Below are 18,596 nucleotides of genomic sequence, written 5' to 3'. Positions count from 1 at the left end.
TTATTTATACTTGCTGAGAATTAATTTCCAAGCGATTTTTTAATAGCTTCTAAAGCTAACGGCTCCATAACTTTGTAACCCGCTTCAGTAGGATGCACTCCGTCTTCAGAAAGTTTTTTAGGTAAACCGTTTTCTTCATTAGCCATTTTTGAAAAATAATCGAGATAGACAAGTCCTTTTCCTTTACAATAATATTTGAGCATCGTGTTGATTTTAAGAATAGGAGCAACAGATTCTACTTTTGGCTTCCACGGATATTTTGCGGCAGGAAGAATAGAAGAGACAATCACTTTTATCCCATTTGCCTCAGCGAGTTCTGCCATCGAAATAATGTTATCTACAATTTGCTCATTAGTCATTGGGCCGGTGTTTCCTGCAATATCATTAGTGCCGGCCAAGATTACCACAGCTACTGGATCTAAGTCAATCACGTCTTGCCTGAAGCGCAACAGCATTTGTGGAGTAGTTTGCCCACTAATCCCGCGACCAATAAAATTATTCTTCGTAAAAAAATCTGGGTCGCTATTGACCCAACCTTCGGTGATAGAGTTGCCCATAAAGACCACGCGGTCTTCTTTGGCATTAGTAACAGCTATCTGTGCATTAGCTTCTGCATATCGCATTAAATTAGGCCAGTCTTGAGCCTTTAAATTAAAAACAGAACCCCATACCATAAAAAAGACACATGTCGAAAGTTGGACAATTTTTTTCATAAAATTAGTTATATAGTTTTTTGTTTGGTTTTTTGCTCATGTAAAAGGTAAGCTTTCCTCCGTTCATAACCTGATCGTGCGTAATAAATGGCTTGTTAAGAGCTTTTCCGTTAAGCTCTACCTTACTCACATAGACATTCTTAGCAGATTGATTTTTTGCTTCTATCTCAAAAGTGTTTCCGTTATCCAGATTCAGGGTTGCTTCTTTTACTGCAGGGCTACCCAATGCATAATCTACAGAACCCGGAGCAACAGGATAAAAACCTAAACTGCTGAATAAGTACCAAGCGCTCATCTGACCAAAATCATCATTACCACTTAAGCCGTCTGAACCGGTCATATATTTTTGATCTAAAATCATTCTGATTTTATCCTGAGCTTTATATGCATCGTTTGTCCAGTTATAAAGGTAAGCAACGTGGTGAGACGGTTCGTTACCGTGTACATAGTTCCCTATGATACCTTCCCGAGAAATATCTTCAGTATTTTCAAAGTATTTATCAGGTAGTTCCATTGTAAATAATGAATCTAAATGCGTGCTGAATTTATCTTTTCCGCCCATTAATTCGATCATTCCGGCAGGATCGTGAGGTACATATAAACTGTAATTCCAGCTGTTGCCTTCAATAAAGCCTTGTCCGTGGGTATTTAACGCATCAAAATCTTTTTTAAACGTACCATCACTTAATTTAGGACGCATAAAACCAATTGATTTATCGTATACATTTTTCCAATATGAAGAACGCTTACTAAATTCAGTATAGATTTCTTCCCTGCCTAGTTTTTTAGCAGCCTGAGCAATTGCCCAGTCATCATACGCGTATTCTAAAGTTTTAGATACCGAAGCACCATTTTTATCTTCAGGAACATAACCGCGATCTATATACTCACCAATTCCGTCAAAATAACGTGTTCTCGCAGTTTGTACACAAGCATCTAAAGCCGCATTCTGATCAAAATCAGCATTTCCTTTTACAATCGCATCAGCAATAACTGAAGCACTGTGGTAACCGATCATACACCAGTTTTCATTGGCATAATGTGACCAAATAGGAAGCATGTGATGTACACTTTGTTCCTGATGCACCATCATAGACTGCACCATATCCTGATTGCGTTGTGGTTGCAAGATATTAAATAAAGGATGTAGTGCTCGGTAAGTATCCCAAAGCGAGAAACTGGTGTAATTGGTAAAGCCGTCTGCTTCATGCACATTTCGGTCAAGCCCCATATATTTGCCATCAACATCCATATAAACGGTAGGCCCTAAAAAAGCATGATACATTGCTGTATACAGATTTACTTTGTCAGATTCTTCTAAAGTTTCAACAGTAACTTTTTGTAATTCTTTATTCCAACTGTTGCGGGCTTGTTGCTTTACTGTATCAAAATCCCAACCGGGAACTTCTGCTTCCATATTTTTTAGAGCACCTTGAGTACTTACTGGAGATAAAGCCATCTTCACCTGAATTGCTTCATTTTCCTCGGTATCAAAATCGAAATACAAGCGTAAATCATTACCGGCCATTTGCGGAAAATTATGCTCCTGATCAAAGCGTCCCCAGAATCCGCGATAGACTTGGCCTTTTTGTTTTTCCTGACCGTAGCTTTTAAAAGCTTTACTGAAACTCATTGCAAAATAGACCTTACGTGTACGTGCCCAACCACTGGTTTGACGGTAACCGGTTATGGTTGAGTCATTTTCAACACGAACAATCGTCCAGACATTCTTTTCATCATAATTATAAATCCCCGCTTTGAGATCGAGAATGATGTGTGACTCCTCACTTTTAGGAAACGTATATTGGTGTACACCCACTCGGGTAGTAGCAGTCAACTCTGCTTTAACGCCATAATCTTTTAAGTTTACGCTATAATAACCGGCTTCAGCATTTTCTTCATCGTGAGAAAAACGCGAGCGGTAACCGCTATCCGGATTCGCTTCGGTGCCCGGATTAAGCTGTAATTTACCAACAGTTGGCATGACTAAGAAATCACCAAGATCTGAATGTCCTGTACCACTAAAATGCGTATGACTAAAACCTACTATTGTAGAATCTTCATATTGGTATCCCGCACAATATTTATAAACATCAGGATTATATCTGCCGTTAACGCTATACGGAATCGTATCTGTGTCAGGGCTTAGTTGAACACTGCCGAAGGGAACGGTAGCACCGGGATACGTGTGTCCCATTTTTGCAGTACCTATCATCGGGTCTACATATTTTGCAAGATCTTCTTGTGCCTGGGTGTTAAAAACACCAGCCGCAAGTAAACTTGCGGCGGTGCATAAACTCTTTAATGTAATTCGTATCATGTATTAAATGTCTCTGGTTCTTTTATTATTCGTTTGAAAGGGAATATGGGTATGCAGATTTTTCTGTTCCACGCGATTTATTAGGTTCATCACTCATCTCAAAATCTATTGTAGCCCCCTTAAGCAACTCTTTATGGCTCAGCCAGTTTTTATCATAGGTTTTGCCATCTACTTTCATAGATTGAATATAGCGGTTTTTATCGCTGTTATCTGGTGCGTTGATAACAACTTCTTTACCGTTCTCAAGCTTTAACGTCATTTTTTTGAAAAGTGGTGCGCCCAGAACATACTGGTCTGTTGCCGGAGCAACCGGATAAAAGCCCATTGCAGAGAATACATACCAGGCAGAAGTTTGTCCGTTATCTTCATCACCGCAATACCCATCTGGTGTTGCCATATACATACGGTCCATAGTTTCACGAGCCCAATACTGCGTTTTCCAAGGAGCACCAGCATAGTTATAAAGATAGATCATATGTTGTATAGGCTGGTTACCGTGTGCATACTGTCCCATATCTGCAATTTGCATTTCACGTATTTCGTGAATTACACCACCATAAACACTTTCATCAAAAATTGGAGGCATAGAAAAAACAGAATCTAATTTCTTAACAAAATCTTTCTCTCCACCCATTAAATCAACTAATCCCTGAACATCATGAAAAACAGACCAGCTATAATGCCAGCTGTTTCCTTCTGTAAATGGATTACCCCATCTAAACGGGTTGAAATCTTCTTGCCAGCTACCGTCTTGATTTTTACCGCGCATCAGTCCGTAGCTTGGATCAAAAAGATTCTTATAGTTCATACTACGCTCTTTGTACTTTTTGATTTCTTTTTTAGGCTTACCTATTGCTTTACCAAATTGGTAAATAGCAAAGTCATCATAAGCATATTCAAGCGTTCTGGCAGCACTTTCATTGATGTCCACATCGTAAGGCACATAACCCAACTCATTGTAATATGGAGCTCCAGCACGACCAACGGCACTCATAGGTCCTTCATTGTTAGCACCGTTTACAAGAGCCTCCCATAATGTTTCGGTATCATAACCTCTTAAACCTTTAATATAAGCATCTGCAACGACTGATGCAGAGTTGTTACCCACCATAATATTAGCATAACCCGGGCTAGACCATTCTGGTAGCCAGCCACCTTCTTTAAAGTCATTAGCAAGACCTGCCTGCATTTCCTTATTTATCGAAGGATATGCGAGATTTAAGAACGGATATAAAGCTCGGAATGTATCCCAAAATCCGGTGCCGGCAAACATATATCCAGGTAGAATTTCTCCGTTATACGGGCTCCAGTGTACGATCTCATCTTTCTCATTAATCTCGTATAATTTATTTGGAAAGAACAAGGTTCTGTACAAGCATGAGTAGAATGTTCTAACCTGATCTATTGTACCCCCACCTACGTCAATTCGGCCTAATTTTTCATTCCAAAGGTCACGGGCATTTTGCTTAGTTGTCTCAAAGTCTGCATCACCGATCTCTCGGTCTAAATTCAATTCTGCCTGATCAAAGCTTATAAAAGAAGAAGCTACTTTTGCGTTTACTACTGCACCGTCTTTGGTATCAAAACCTACTAAAGCTCCCGCATGATTGCCTTCCATTTCAGCTTGTCCTACGATAAGGGAGTCACCTTCCCAAGTATTTACATCTTTAAAAGGTTTATCAAATTTAATTACAAAATAATTCTTGAAATTGGTGAGTTTACCACGGGCGTACTTAGTCGTATAGCCAATGATTTTATTCTCTTCAGGAATTACTTTTACGTAAGATCCTTTATCAAAAGGGTCTATAACTACATACGAGCTGTCTGCCTTAGGAAAGGTCATTTTAAATTGAGCAGCGCGTTCAGTAGGTGTAAGTTCTACCGTCACATCGTGATCTGCTAAATAAACTTTGTAATAATATGGAGTAGATTCTTCCGCTTTATGAGAAAACCAACTTGCACGATCATCTTGATTAAATTTCATTCCTCCGGTTACAGGCATTAATGCAAACTGACCATAGTCATTCATCCAAGGTGAAGGTTGGTGCGTTTGTTTAAAGCCGCGTATTTTATTTGCATTATAAGTGTACGCCCAGCCATGTCCCATAGTACCGGTTTGGGGAGTCCATAAATTCATTCCCCAGGGTACAGCAACCGCAGGGTAAGTGTTCCCGTTAGATAATGCCGGGCTGGAGTCTGTTCCCATTAATGGATTTACATAATCAACAGGATTTTGTATAGCTGTGATAAGATCATCTTGTGCGTTTGCTGTGGTAAGCATCAAGCCGGTACACAATCCTAAAATTAGTTTTTTCATAAGAGTGAATTTGCAATTAACAAGTTTAAAGGTTTATTTAGTGATATTCCAAACGGTAGCATTGTCGTCTTCTCCGATTACCGGGAATGCACTGATGCGCAAACGAGCCGCTCCCATAGGGATTAATTCAATTGTTTCTGAAGATTCTTCAGATTTTACAGGGCTTTGCTGTAATTCGCCGGCAAGACCATATTGATCTATAGTCCATTGCGGGATGCGTTTTCCCTTTGCTTTTATAACAAGTGGAGCGGCATCAACCGTGAAGGGGTAATCGTCATCTGGCCAAGATTTTGTTTCTATCGTAAAAGAGTCTTCGAGATTATTTTTATCTAAAATCAACCCATAGTTCCAGGGGGAGGCAGGATGTATCTCGTAAGATGGCCATTTTGAAACCTCTGCATCTTTTTGCCATTTTGAATCCCAAATAGCAGTTTGTGCACTGTCTTCTTTACTATATTCTTCGTCTATTTTTAATGAGAATGTCAATGGACCATAATCAAGACTTACACTGTTATTATTGGCTTCCCAAGTTCTTAAACTCAATTCCTTTGGAAGTGTTAGTGTTATTTTATCACCATCATTCCATTCTCGATTAATGCGTAAATAAGTATTAGCAGAAGGATTAGCTTCAAGCTCGTTGCCATTTAAAGCAACTGAAGCATCTTTTGCCCACGCTGGAATTCTAAAATACAACGGAAATTTAACCGGTTTTGAAGTGTTTACGGTAAAATCTAAACTTTCAGTGAATGGGTAATTTGAATCATTAGTAATCGTCACTTCTTTACCGGCATTCACCTTTGCAGTAACTGAACCTGCAGCGTATAAAACAGCTGCGAGCCCGTTGTCTGGAGTAGCCATAAATAAATTTTCGGTAAAATAAGCCCAGCCTTGTCCGTGATTATGCTGGCAACAACGCGAGCTAAATGGATTCATCATCAAAAACGGTCCGGAATTCGCAATTCCCGGGCTGTGATCTTGATCATCGTTCATAACCATATTAGGACTGGTGATGTAGCGCAGCGATCTAAAATCTGGCATTAGCGCAGCAGGGTAGGTATTAAATGCTACTTCTTCGGCGTGATCTGCCCAGAAAATATCTCCTGTGATGCGCAATAAATGCTCATCAGAATTCATTTGCTCGACCATTCCGCAGGTTTCAACTCCTTGACGCGGATCGCTGTATCCCGGGCGTGCATTTTCATCAGAACCAAACATTCCGCCTGGAACCTGACCAAAATATTCTCTTATGATTTTAAAATCGTCATAAGTAGCTTTTAAGTCTTCTTTATTTTTACTCAGTTGATAGTACTGAGCTGGTTCTCTAAAACCCTGTGCAACATTTACATTGTGCCAGTCAATCAATTTACTATACCATTCAGGAAACTCTGATCCGTCGCGGGTTTCTTTATGATTATGAATCTCATCTAATGAATTGTCATGCTTCGTCCAGTCTGCATTAGTACGATGAATTTTTTCGGCTAAATCCAGTAAAAATTTATCGCCTGTGCGGTTGTACAACCAGATCACACTGTACAGATTATCACCCCCTCTAAGTGTTTGCCAGTAATGCACACCAGATAACATCTTGTCATCAGGCACACTGTTTTGATACTTAAAATAATTGGTCATCAAATCAATTACACGCTGGTCTTGAGTCGCTTCATAATAAGATTGAAGACAATATAACATGATCATATTTGACCAAAAGTCTTGTGAACCATCACGATCTGAAACCATTTTTGGTCCAAAATTGCCATCCTCACGTTGACTTTTGAGCGCAGCTTCAAACCAGATCTGAGACTCTTTAATCATCAAAGAATCCTGAAGAATATAGCCTGTGTTCGCATAACCTTTTAACCAGTAAGGGACCTCTTCCCACCCCCAAGATCCAGTACCGTCTTCAGACAGCCAAGCGTTATCTTCTTTTTGTAACCAGGCGCTTATTTCACCCAGATTACCCATAAGACCATCTGCTTGTCGCTGTAAGCTTTCTTTAAGCCAGCTCCCTGGTTTTATAGCCCCTAGCGGGAGTTTAATCAGTGGGCTCGGTGTAAGGGGAGTACGATTACTTACATAATTTGCATTAGTGCTAGCAACAGAGGGAACAACGACAGTAGAAATCTCTAGTTTATGTTCTTTAAAATTATCGCAGGAAATCATAAAAAGACAACCGGCAATGACAGCTAAGCACTTTAGTTTTTGCATTCTGTGAAATTTTTAAATTTATTGGAGCGGATCTTCAGCAACACCTTCATTTGTGATTTTTACGGGTTTAATATGGCCGTTTTCATCAAAGTGCATTTTGTCTATACAGGTCTCGCGGGAGTTTTGGTCTGTTTCATCAAGGGGTCTGCGATGGTAAACCATATAATAATCTTCAGAGTCCTTAGCATGAATCACACTATGATGCCCTGCACCGGTTGCGATATCAGGATCTTGTTGTAATATTTTATCGACACGTTCAAAAGGTCCAAAAGGAGAATCAGAAATCGCATAGGCAACACTATAATCAGGTCCGGTCCATCCACCTTCAGACCACATGAAGTAGTATTTACCGTCTTTGATAAACATAAATGGTCCTTCAACATAACTTTCAGGAGTGATCTCTTTGAATATGCTTCCGTCATCAAAAGGGATAAAACCGGTGAAGTCATCATTCAGTTTGGCCACATTACAATGTCTCCATCCCCCATAGTACAAGTAATACGAACCGTCTTTATCTTTGAAAACAAACTGATCTATAGGTTGTGCTCCATTATGAAATTTACCAATAAGCGGTTTTCCTAAATGATCTTTAAAAGGACCTTCGGGTGAATCACTAACGGCAACACCAATCCCACCTAATTCAGCGTCACTTTGAATGTCATTGGCTCCAAAAAAGAGGTAGTATTTACTGTCTTTTTTTATGATTGAAGGTGCCCACATGGCACGTTTTGCCCACTTAATTGCAGCGGTATCTAGTATATGCTCATGCTTGGTCCAGTCTGTTAAGTTCGGAGAGGAGAATGCATCTAAAAAAACTTGCTTATCGTAAGGAGCAGAAAAAGTTGGGTAGATGTAATAGGTGTCATCAAATATGATCCCCTCAGGATCTGCATACCAACCGGGGAAAACTGGATTGTTATTAGCAACTTCATTTTGTGCGCAACTGCTGGTAAGGGTTAATATAGTAAGTATTGAGTATAATGTTTTCATAAAATATAATTGAGGTTTTAAATATAAGCATATGTTAACGTAAAACGTTTTAGTTGCGTAAAATATTTTTGTTTTAAAGACGTTTTCATTCTTTTTTGATCAATCATCAATTTTTAGACTTTTATACATTAAAATCACGAAATGGATAAAGTCTAAATCTTAGCCGTGATTAGGTGTTGTTATAAACAAGAGGGATGAAAATCTATATCTAGATTTACCAGCCTGTTACTTCCAGAATTTTATCAAAAATTGCTGTATTCTCATAGATGCCATCAAAGTGTTCTGCACCGGGTCCAAAGGCAAAAACAGGAATGAGTGTTGCGGAATGACCACCCGTTGAAAATGTAGGGCCTATCTCACTATAGTCACTGTATTCACTACCATCATCTCTCTTTTTCTTTTTTGCAGCTAAAGTGAAACCACCAGTTTCGTGATCTGAAGTTACTATTACTAGCGTGTTACCTTCTTTTTCTGCATAGTCTAATGCTTTTCCAATAGCATTATCAAAGTCAAGAAGTTCAGAAATTAAATACGGAGCGTCATTATTATGACCACCCCAATCTATTTGAGAACCTTCTGCCATCATAAAAAAAGGTGATTTGTCTTTGCTCAAGTACTGAGTGCCCAGGTCTATAGCCTGTGATAGAAAATTTTTACGCCCATCTTCCATTTTTGGCATGCTTCCTTCTGCCAGTAAATACCCCACTTTTTTCTTAGATTTTATATTTTCAAAAACATCAAGAGTATTTGTATTTATAGTAAATCCTTTTTCTTTAAAGCTATTAAGTAGGTTTTGATTGTCTTTTCGTTTATTAAAATATTGAAGGCCTCCACCTGCAAAAAAGTCAATGTCAGAATCAACGAGATATTCTGCGATTTTTTCTTCAGAAGATCTACTTGCTGTATGCGCATAAAAACTTGCGGGTGTAGCATGAGTGATTGAAGAAGTTGCTATCATCCCGGTCTTGACATTTTTTTGCGAAACTAGTTCTACTAAATTCTTTGCATCAGCTTTGTCATCATCTACCCCAATAGCACCATTATACGTCTTGATGCCACAAGCAAATGCTGTAGCTCCAGCAGCAGAATCTGTAACATCTTCTTGAGATGATGACGTTTTTATGAGGCCTATTGTATTAAAGCGAGCATAGTTTGGCATTTGATCTTTAAAGTAAAAGGCGGAGGATATTTGAGATAAACCTGTCCCGTCACTTATCAAGAGAATTACATTTTTTGGTGTTGAGGTTATTTTTTGTGCTTTTTGAGTTGATTTGCAAGATGCCAAAGCAAAGACAAGACAGGTCAAAACAATTCTGATAATTTTCATAAGCATTCTTATTGGAGGTATTTAATATAAAAATTATGAGTAATTGATAGAAAACTTTAAAAAAGTGTTTGGTTATCAATTACTCATACAAAATTTTTATTCAAAAAGGGGTAAGCCTTAGGCAGCAGACCCCGAATTATAATAAAAGCAAAATTTCTATAATTTCCAGCCTTCTCGATAATTACGTTTTACAAACTGATTCGCTTCTTCAAAATTTGTAACACGCATCTTTTCGGCATCCCAAAGCATTTCAATATAACGCCCCGGATATTCTACTCTGCCCCCTTCAAGTTCTTTACGAACATCAAAACCTCTAATGGCAAGATTTGCGATCAATAAAGTTTCGGTTAATGGTCCTGCAACACTAAATGGAGAACTCACTTCTTTTTTGCCATAACCTGCAAGAGCAGCTTCTACCCATTGTGCATAATGCCCGTTAGCTTCTCCCGGAACGCGCTCATATTTCTCAGCAACTTTAGTTCTTTCAGTTTTAGAAGTAGGAAGCAATTGTGGATTTTCAGAATACGTACCACACATCATTTTACCTTTAGTTCCTATAAATAATACACCGTTTCCGCCATCACCAAAAACTTCATTAGGACCTAATTCTTCAGGTCGTGCTGGTTGAATACCACCGTCCATCCAGTGTAATTTGATATCGCCTTTAGTCTTATCTGTTTTAGGGAAAGTCATTGTAACGTGGCTAGAAGGAGGGCAGCTATCCGGGAAATATCCGCGTTTAAATTCATCTACATACACACTTCCTACGCTACACTGTACATCTTTAGGATACTTAAGGTTAAGTACACGTACAGGAACTTCAACCAGGTGGCAACCCATGTCTCCTAATGCACCTGTACCGTAATCCCACCAGCCTCGCCAGTTAAAAGGAACTAAACCACCTACATATTCTTTATATGGAGCTGTACCCAACCACAGATCCCAATCCAGTTCACTAGGAACAGTATCTGGGGTTTGAGGCCAAGGGATTCCTTGAGGCCAGACGGGTCTGTCTGTCCAGCAATAAACTTCTTCAATCTCGCCAATAAGTCCTGCATCATACCACTCGCTCATTAAACGAGTACCATTGTTAGAAGCTCCCTGATTTCCCATTTGGGTAACTACCTTATATTTTTCTGCGCCTTCAGTGAGTTGACGTGCTTCATAAATATCGTGAGTTAATGGTTTTTGAACATAAACGTGTTTCCCCATTTTCATTGCAGCCATCGCTTGTACCGCGTGGTTATGGTCTGGAGAAGAAACTGAAACTGCATCTATTTTATCGCCTTCTTTTTCTAGCATTTCGCGATAATCTTTATAATATTTTGCGCCAGGAAAGCGAGCTCGAGAGTTTGCGGCTCTGCGATCATCTACATCACACAAAAATGCGATTTCTGCCTTGCCAGAATCTGCAAAACTTTTAATATCACTTTCTCCTTTTCCGCCTACACCAATCCCGGCAACTACTAGTTTATCACTGGGTGCTGTAAAACCTACACCACCTAATACGTGTCTGGGTACAATAGATATACCTAGTGAAGCAATAGATGCTTTTTTAATAAAATCTCTTCTGTGACCAGAATGGGAATTTTTGTTTTCTTTCATGTTTTTGAGTTTTAATTTTCTGTAAGTGAAAAGGGTTTATCTGTTTCTTTTAAGCCTCTGGTTTTATTTGGAGTGTTAGTCATTTCTAGATCAAAAGACCCTCCATTTATAATTTGGCTATAAGTTAAATAGTTTTTAGTAAAGATTTCAGAGTTGAGATTGGCTGTGTTGATAAAAACATTTTTATCTGAATTGTTTTTTGCTGAAATCACAAATTCATTGCCATTTTCTAAAGTTATTGTTGTTTTTTCAAAAACCGGACTTCCTAACACATATTCATCTGTGCCTGGGCAAACGCTATAAAAACCCATTGCACTCAAAACATACCACGATGATGTTTGACCCTGGTCTTCATCACCGGGATATCCGTTTTCTGTATAGTTGTAAAGCTTGCTCATTACCTGTCTAGCTCGACTCTGGGTTTTCCAAGGTTGACCAGAATAGTTATAAAGATAGATCATATGTTGAATAGGCTGATTTCCGTGAGCATACTGGCCCATATCTGCTAGTTGCATCTCCGTCATTTCGTGTATTTTTCCGCCGTAAGTACCTACATGCACCGTATTAGGAACACTAAAAACCGAGTCCATTTTTGTATTGAATTGCTGTTCACCTCCCATAAGATCTATCAAGCCTTTAGGGTCCTGAAATACAGACCATACGTAATGCCATGCATTTCCTTCAGTGAAGGGCCCGCCCCATTCGTAGGGATCAAAATCTTCAACCCAACTTCCGTTTGCTTTTCGTCCACGCATAAAACCTACTGAGTCATCCCACACATTTTTATAGTTGTACATCTGACGACCAAATACATTTTCATAAAAAGCATTACCTGTCATTTTTGCCAAATTGTATGCGCAGAAGTCATCATATGCATACTCCAAGGTTTTTGCAGTCGCCTCTCCATATTTTGGGTAGGGAACATAACCCAGCGTATAATATTCTTTATGACCGTGACGCCCGTTTGCCGGCCCCCAAGGGCCTTTCTCTGTAGCTTCGTGGTAATAAGCTTTTAAAGCTTTTTCAGGATCAAAAGTGTGTATACCTTTTGCCCAGGCATCTGCTAAAAGTGAGATGGCGTGATTGCCTATCATACTACCTGCTTCGCTAGGGAAGGACCAAGACGGTAACCACCCACATTGCTCGTATGCATCTAAAAGAGCTGCGACATAGCGCCCGTGCATTTCTGGATAAAGCAAAGCATTAAGTGGAAATTGAGCGCGAAATGTATCCCAAAAACCAGTATCTGTATACATATAGCCCTCATGAACCTTTCCGTCATATGGACTGAAATAATAAGGCTCTCCGGCCTCATTGATTTCATAGAATTTTCTGGAGAATAAACTCGCTCTAAAAAAGCAAGAGTAGAATGTTTTAAAGTCGGCTTCAGAACCTCCTTCAACACGTATTTTATTCAGATGTGTATTCCATATTTTTTTTGCTTTAGCCCCTGTCGCTTCAAGATTTTTGGCTTTGCCTAATTCGGTTTTTAAAGTAACCTCAGCTTGTTTAAGGCTTATGTAAGAAGAAGCGATTTTTGCCTGAACTTTAGCGCCATCTTTAAACTGAAGATACGCTCCTTTGCCTTTACCTTCGGCAGCAATTGCTTGACCCTTTTTTTCGCCAGTTATATTATCCCAGGTGCCAAAAGTTTTAAAAGGCTTGTCAAACTGAATAACGAAGTAATTTTTAAAATGCTCAAAGCGATCCATACCGCGACCATTATGTAAATAACCGGTTATGCGTTTATTCTTCTCGTCTATGTTGATGCTGCTAAAACCTGTATACCCATCCAATACGAGAAATGCTTTCTGACTTTTAGGATAAGAAAACCGCATGTGAACCCCGCGTTCTGTGGGAGCCATTTCGGTATTTACGCCATTTTCTAAAGAGACTTGATAGTAATGCGGTTTTGCAGTTTCATTATCGTGAGAAAATCCCGATTGACGATCATTCTCATTCAATTTTAAGGTTTGAGTTACGGGCATTAAAGAGAAAACGGCATAATCATTACTCCAAGAACTGCATTGATGCGCTTGCTGAAAACCTCTAATGGTTTCTTTAAAATATTGATATTTCCAGCCATCACCGTTGTTACCGGTTTGGGGAGTCCACGTATTCATCCCAAAAGGAAGAGCAGTGGTTGGGTAAGTATTTCCGCGGGTTAATTCGTGTTTAGAATTTGTTCCCTGTAATGTGTTGACATAATCTGCCAGCTCTTGCTGTGCAGTTAATTTTAAGCAGCCGGTAAAAATGATTAGAAGTACACTAAATCTAACTATCATAATTATGGTTTAATACGCCTATATCATTCAGAAAATTGAATGTAAATCTACATCGATTGATAAATACAGGCTTAAATATAGTAAAACGTTTTAGGTATAACTAGATTTTATTTACAATATTTTAAGATTATTGTAAAATTTATTCAAAATAGTAATCTACAGATTTATAGTTTTTCCGCTTTTTGCAGATTTTTTTGCAGCTTCAAGGATTTCAATAACAATTAAATTGTTTTCTAATGACGAAAGGTCATTAGAAGGGCTAATTTTTCCTGATAAGTAGTCCTTTAAATAATCAATATGACTATCGTAATAGGTTTTTTTTAAGCTAACTTTCTCAGGATCATCATGTGATGAATATTTGTAAAGGGTATTCTCTTTTACCGCATCGTAAGAAGTTTTTGTACCGAATATTTCAAAATTTTTGATATTATAAGGCCAGTTCCAACTCGCTTCAATAATACCAATTGTGTTTTTATATTCTAAAACAATTAAAGCATTATCATCAACATCGGGATATAATTCTGGTTTGAGCTGCTGGGTTACTGCTTTTACAGAAATAGGTTTTTCTCCGTTTTTAAAATAGGTCATTAAATTTGCTCCGTAACAACCAAAATCAAATAATGCACCTGCTCCATTCTTTTCTTCGTCAGTAAGCCAATTAAGAAACTCATTGCTACAACCAATTTCATTAGGACCTTGATGTCCGTCACGAGCGACCATTCTTATGATGTCTTCATTAGAGTCTTCTAACAACTCTTTTTGTTTATGAATGCTTTTATACCAGGTTGTTTCATAATTAGTAAGTAGAGGTGTGTTGTACTTTTTAGAAAGTGCTGCCATTTTATTTGCCTGTTTGAGAGTTGTCGCCAATGGTTTTTCAACCATAACAGGAATACTTAAAGGCATACATATTTGAGCTACATCAATATGTTCTGAAACTGGATTGTATGCAAGAACAACATCAGGCTTTGTATTAATTAAAACACTTTCCAATGAATTATGAACTATTTCTTTTGGAAATCCATAAGATTTGCGATAGCGTTCCACAAGTTTTTCATTTGCTTCAGCAATTCCTAGAAGTTCAATTTCGTTATTACGATATGCATTCATAATGATGTGCGCATGGTCGTGACTTAATCCTGCAACAACTACTTTAAGTTTTTCCTGAGCTAAAACATTAGATACTGTCGAGATAATTAAAACAATAAGGAAACTGATTTTTCTAAATATTCTCATTTTGAGATTGTTTTTTATTAATAAAAAGAGGGTTTGCTAATAATATCTTTTTGATCGCTAATAACAAACCCTCCTTTACTTTAAAGTTAAATTGTTGACTTGTGTTGAATAAGCTTTGTGTTTAGCGTAATTAAGCTAAATAAAGAATATTCTCATTAAGTGAATACTTAAATAAAATCCGGTATTAATTAGATTGGTCTTTCAACATTTTGATAAAATAGCCACCTACTACAGAGCGAGCTTTAAAGCCTACTTTATCTGCGTTAGTGGTTTCGTGCCAGTCACTTAAAGGTACTCGTTGCGGAGTAGTATTTGCAAAATCCCATACCGGCTCCATCAAAGCTTTAAAATCAGCATCATTATGAGCAAGCGTAGCTGTCCATAAAATCCAGTCGGATTTTGTGTAGGTTTTTCTACTATCTAATGGTAGGCCATAAGCTTCCTGCTTGTTAAGATAATAAGCAACTTCAGTTTCCTGAACGTCTTTTGGGAAAATGTCAAGACCTAAAATCTCATCCCACACAAGATTATATTTCTGACTCCAGCTGCCTTCACTTTCAAAAGCAAGGGTGTAATGATCACCGTCTGCGGCAATATTCTTCCATTTCTGAGCCATATCTTTTGCTGCCGCCGTATATTTTTCTGCTGTCTCCTTATTGTCTAACATCTCTGCTAATTTTCCATACGCGGCGATAGCCATAATGGCTTTTACTGAGAGGTTTGCATTACGCGCTAAATGCCCGGCAAAATCATCTGTAGACAGTTGGTTTGCAGGGTCAAAACCGCTTTGCATTAAATAATCTGCCCAGGTTGTTAGGGTAGCCCAGTGCGCTTTTGCGTAATCTGCATTTCCTTCGGCTTGTGCAATGGCAGCAGTAAGAATCAGCATGTTTCCAGCTTCTTCTACAGGCATATCTTCACCATAAGTTTGGCCGGTAGCAATAGGATATGTACCAAGGTCATGAGCTGGGAAAGGCTTTTTCCATTTTCCACTTTCGCTATAATAAAAGATCCCGTTAAGCATTCCTTTTAAAAGATCTGGATTATATACTAGAAATAAAGGAGCAGAAGGATAGGTGACGTCTACTGTATTGATAGAACCGTTACTGTTGTTTTCTTTAGAAAGAAAAAGAATATCTCCATTAGGCGCTTCTACAAGAATGTGCGCAGCAATAGCTTGTCTGTAAGCTGTGACACAGAGATCTGCATATTTTTCACCACCAGATTCCAGAGCATCTTTATAGAGTTGTTCGTCAAAGTTGTGCACTTTGCTAATTACGCTCTCATAATCAGTGTAGGCCTTAGTCAACTCTTGATCCATAGTTGCTCCATCTTTAGACCACCAGGGTTTAAGATTGTTTCCAAAGTAATTAACTGCTTCATCCTGATCATAACCTATCATAAATAGTTGCTCGCTACCTTCACTATTAATTTCACCAAGATCTGCAACCGTATTTAAAATTAAATTTTTACCAGTAGTTTTCTCGTTTGTATCTGAAATTTCTCCAGAGACAAAAGCATCCAGACCCTGGGCAGTTTCTGAGATGTACTGTGTTGTATTTGCTGATGGAGCAGCTACATAAAGATATCCCCAATCTATACGTAAATCGTCACCTCTTTTTTCAAGAACCGGTTGAGAAGTGGTGCCAGCTTTTAATACCGTTAGATCTCCGTTAGTATATTCTGAAACTTCAACTTCCTGAACTTCCTGATTAACTGCAATTGCTGAAGAAGCACCTAGATAAAGTTTTGCATTATGACTTTCATCTCCATAAACTTTTACATTGATATACGAGATGGGTCTGCTGTAAATATCCAGATCTTCTATAAGCAGGGGAGAAGTAAACGTGATTGCAATCTGAGTACCGTCTGCATCAAATGTATACTCGGTTTGATTGGCTCTTAATGCAACATTAAGCTGTTTAGCTTTTTGAATTTCTATATTATTTTCTGATTTAGCCTCGGTAACTAAACCTGCATCCAAAAATTGTCCGCCAGCAGTATTGCGTATGTGAATCGCTAAAACATTTCCAGTAGGTTTAAGGGTGCTCATAGCTTCCTTAGAAAGCGGAAGGTATTTGTAGCTATCTAGCCAACCTTTAATATCTGCAACCTGTACACCATTTATCCAGGCTTTTACGTTGTCATCGTGACTTAATTTTAAATAAAGAGTTTCAAGGTCTGTACTTTCTAAATTAAAGGTACGGCGGTAATATAAGTCATCACTCGTCCAAGATGTTTTAGCCATACTTTTATTATCGCTAAAAGGAGCTTCGCCGGTTTTCCAGGAAGTAGCATCATAATCTGTCATAATCCAATTCTCATCAGGCTTAGTTTCAGAATAAGAAACAGTATAGGTTTCCTCATCTGAAGCCGGTAGTACAGCATCCCAAACCTTACTTTCCATGCCTAAAAACTGATAGAATTTATCATCTAACTGAAGCACGCCGGTAAGGGAATGGTCTTTCTCTGTCCAATGTTTTGTAGGGCTTCCGTTCAACTCATCACCCATAGACCAGATACTCAGGTATGGGTCATGTGTAATTAGAGGATAGGCCGGAGCTCGTAAAGAGGCACTTCCTGAAATTACATCGTTTTCGTTTTGGGCTGTAGTTTGTTGCTCTTTGCAGGAGTATGCAAATACGCATAAGAGACTCAGCATCAATAAACTGTTTTTCTTCATAATTTAAAATTTGATTATTTCTGGTTTTTCTCCACAACGTGGAATATAATTTTTGAATGTCCCTTCACTATTCTCAAATTATTCATGGTGTTACTTTGTTGAAATATCCCAAACCCTTTGAAAAAGGTTTAGGATATAAGGCTTATTAAGAATTCACACTAGGTTTAGATGCATATTCCTGCCAAAGTTCATCTACAGTTTTACCTGTATAGTCCTTCCAAGTCTGAGCTGTATATTTTTTATTACGCAAATCATAATCTAGTTTCTTAACCAGATTCTTATCATAATTTTGAGTAATCCAAAGCAAGAAACGCGCAGTGATTCTATAGCTGTTCTCATATTTTTGATTAGGACTAAAAGGAGTTAATGACCATCCTGCTCCGTCGTTATCTAAGGCATACTTATAGCGCACATAATCTGCGATTCCTTCCGTTAACCAGCCGGGGCCAGCTCCGCCTGGATATGATTGAACTAAGTGCATCAATTCGTGGGTTACTAAATCAAGATCTTCGGGTTTTTTATGAAGCCAAGCTGAACTAATAGTGATCGCTCCCTGATGTGCATAAGCAACACCATCATAAGCCGTATCAATTTTAATGGTCACATGCTTCTGAGAATTTTTATTGAAATCCTTTACCAGTTTTGGATATACTTTTTTAAAGATTTTCTCAATTCCTTTTTGAATTGAAGGATCTAAGGTATCATCTTGACTCGTATAGGTTAATGTATACTTTTGTGCTTGTAAATTGCCAGAAATTACAACAGCAATTAAAGCGAGTATGTAATATTTAGAAAGTGTTTTTATCATTTTTAAAGATTTAGTTTGCTTTATTTTAGGGAATTATAATATTTTTAAGATGGTAAAACGTTTTACTATTTAAAACATTTTTTTTGTAATTATGATAAGTTCTATAG

The 18,596-nt window shown here is 38.2% G+C and carries 11 protein-coding genes; all 11 read right to left on the bottom strand.

Features of this window, described 5'->3' with window-relative positions:
* Positions 1 to 20: 20 nt before the first annotated feature.
* On the bottom strand, positions 21 to 713 hold the full coding sequence (locus DSM02_RS03420; protein ID WP_128764352.1) for an SGNH/GDSL hydrolase family protein: 693 nt from the start codon (positions 711 to 713) through the stop codon (positions 21 to 23).
* Positions 714 to 717: 4 nt separating this feature from the next.
* On the bottom strand, positions 718 to 3,033 hold the full coding sequence (locus DSM02_RS03415; RefSeq protein WP_128764351.1) for a GH92 family glycosyl hydrolase: 2,316 nt from the start codon (positions 3,031 to 3,033) through the stop codon (positions 718 to 720).
* A 25-nt stretch (positions 3,034 to 3,058) separates the two neighbouring features.
* Positions 3,059 to 5,350, bottom strand: a complete 2,292-nt coding sequence (locus tag DSM02_RS03410; RefSeq protein WP_128764350.1) for a GH92 family glycosyl hydrolase — start codon at positions 5,348 to 5,350, stop codon at positions 3,059 to 3,061.
* Positions 5,351 to 5,383: 33 nt separating this feature from the next.
* Positions 5,384 to 7,555, bottom strand: a complete 2,172-nt coding sequence (locus DSM02_RS03405) for a beta-L-arabinofuranosidase domain-containing protein (RefSeq protein WP_128764349.1) — start codon at positions 7,553 to 7,555, stop codon at positions 5,384 to 5,386.
* An 18-nt stretch (positions 7,556 to 7,573) separates the two neighbouring features.
* Positions 7,574 to 8,545, bottom strand: a complete 972-nt coding sequence (locus tag DSM02_RS03400; protein ID WP_128764348.1) for a glycoside hydrolase family 43 protein — start codon at positions 8,543 to 8,545, stop codon at positions 7,574 to 7,576.
* Positions 8,546 to 8,759: 214 nt separating this feature from the next.
* Complete coding sequence (locus DSM02_RS03395; protein WP_128764347.1) at positions 8,760 to 9,872, bottom strand: alkaline phosphatase; 1,113 nt, start codon at positions 9,870 to 9,872, stop codon at positions 8,760 to 8,762.
* A gap of 156 nt (positions 9,873 to 10,028) precedes the next feature.
* Positions 10,029 to 11,477, bottom strand: a complete 1,449-nt coding sequence (locus tag DSM02_RS03390; protein WP_128764346.1) for a Gfo/Idh/MocA family protein — start codon at positions 11,475 to 11,477, stop codon at positions 10,029 to 10,031.
* Between the two features lie 11 nt (positions 11,478 to 11,488).
* Positions 11,489 to 13,762 (bottom strand): GH92 family glycosyl hydrolase, encoded by a 2,274-nt coding sequence (locus DSM02_RS03385; protein ID WP_128764345.1) that lies wholly within the window; start codon positions 13,760 to 13,762, stop codon positions 11,489 to 11,491.
* A 156-nt stretch (positions 13,763 to 13,918) separates the two neighbouring features.
* Complete coding sequence (locus tag DSM02_RS03380; protein WP_128764344.1) at positions 13,919 to 14,998, bottom strand: Gfo/Idh/MocA family protein; 1,080 nt, start codon at positions 14,996 to 14,998, stop codon at positions 13,919 to 13,921.
* A gap of 184 nt (positions 14,999 to 15,182) precedes the next feature.
* Complete coding sequence (locus DSM02_RS03375) at positions 15,183 to 17,681, bottom strand: glutaminase family protein (RefSeq protein ID WP_240673969.1); 2,499 nt, start codon at positions 17,679 to 17,681, stop codon at positions 15,183 to 15,185.
* A 145-nt stretch (positions 17,682 to 17,826) separates the two neighbouring features.
* Complete coding sequence (locus DSM02_RS03370; RefSeq protein ID WP_128764343.1) at positions 17,827 to 18,489, bottom strand: basic secretory protein-like protein; 663 nt, start codon at positions 18,487 to 18,489, stop codon at positions 17,827 to 17,829.
* Between the last annotated feature and the right edge of the window lie 107 nt (positions 18,490 to 18,596).

This window comes from Leeuwenhoekiella polynyae (assembly GCF_004104075.1).
In the GTDB taxonomy this organism is placed as follows: domain Bacteria; phylum Bacteroidota; class Bacteroidia; order Flavobacteriales; family Flavobacteriaceae; genus Leeuwenhoekiella; species Leeuwenhoekiella polynyae.
This window is presented reverse-complemented; position numbering and strand designations above follow the sequence as displayed.